Annotated in this window: 2 protein-coding genes; both read left to right on the top strand. The window is 33.8% G+C overall.

The genetic code is table 11. The annotated features are described in order from the left end of the window. Positions 1 to 111 precede the first annotated feature (111 nt). On the top strand, positions 112 to 399 hold the full coding sequence (locus PXY01_RS22060; protein ID WP_307719411.1) for a DNA/RNA non-specific endonuclease: 288 nt from the start codon (positions 112 to 114) through the stop codon (positions 397 to 399). 11 nt (positions 400 to 410) lie between these two features. Next, positions 411 to 881, top strand: a complete 471-nt coding sequence (locus PXY01_RS22055) for a DUF600 domain-containing protein (protein WP_127573291.1) — start codon at positions 411 to 413, stop codon at positions 879 to 881. Positions 882 to 934 lie beyond the last annotated feature (53 nt).

The raw sequence follows: 934 nt of genomic DNA, 5'->3' as shown, positions 1-934 counted from the left end.
AGGCATTTTCAACATCCTTTCTTTTCTCCTCTCGCTACGTTGTCGACGAACATAACGATAGGATGATAGAGGGATGCTGACAAGTGTCTCTTTTTTGCATCTTAATTCGGCATTTTTACGCTGCACTATTCGGCACTTTTATTATGCAATAAACAAGCGGGGGATAGATTTGGTGGCTCACCTGAGATTGATAACCTTGTATCGCAGTCAAGTAAAGTGAATTTGAGTGAGTACAAAAAAATAGAAAATGAATGGGCAAAAGCATTAAAAGCAGATCCGCCTAAGCATGTGTCGGTTGAAGTAAAAGTAAACTATGATGGGGATTCACTCCGACCTTCTGGCTTTAAAGTAACTTATAAAATAGACGGTGAATTAAAAATTGTTGATCTAATAAATTAAAGGGGGATTAGATGGTGACAAAAGTATTTGAGGATTATTTTTCAGAACTACAAGCGGATATGGTCTCAATTTGTTTGGAATATGTGAATAACAAAGCAGATAAGATTTTTGTATATGCTTCAAATGAATTTGGACAGTTTACTTCAGATGTATTTTTTCAAGTAAGCAATTTTATTGTGAAAAAGCACAAGTTGAATAATGCTGTTCATAGTGGAGATAGTCAATCAAAAAATATTTATAATGTATCAGATGAAAGGCAAATTGCTGTACTGAATATTTGTAATGAAAATTTACGTAAAATTAAAGAATTATGCCAAAAATATAACAGAGAAATGCCTACAGAGATAAAATTGATTTATGATGTATCCCGAAATAAATTAGAGGCTCAATACAGTTACGAGATAAAATATTCAAATGATCCAGTGAAAACAGCTGGTCATATTTTCGACGAGTGGTTTGAAGAGATGGGAGGAAAGCTATAACTTACATCAAGTAATAATTTGAGGGTGGGCTACTGGAGTTGTCAAGAAAAGTG

It is taken from the genome of Paenibacillus xylaniclasticus (assembly GCF_004001065.1).
Classification (GTDB): domain Bacteria; phylum Bacillota; class Bacilli; order Paenibacillales; family Paenibacillaceae; genus Paenibacillus_T; species Paenibacillus_T xylaniclasticus.
Note: the sequence above shows the minus strand (reverse complement) of the source record. Positions and strands in the feature narration are given on the sequence as shown.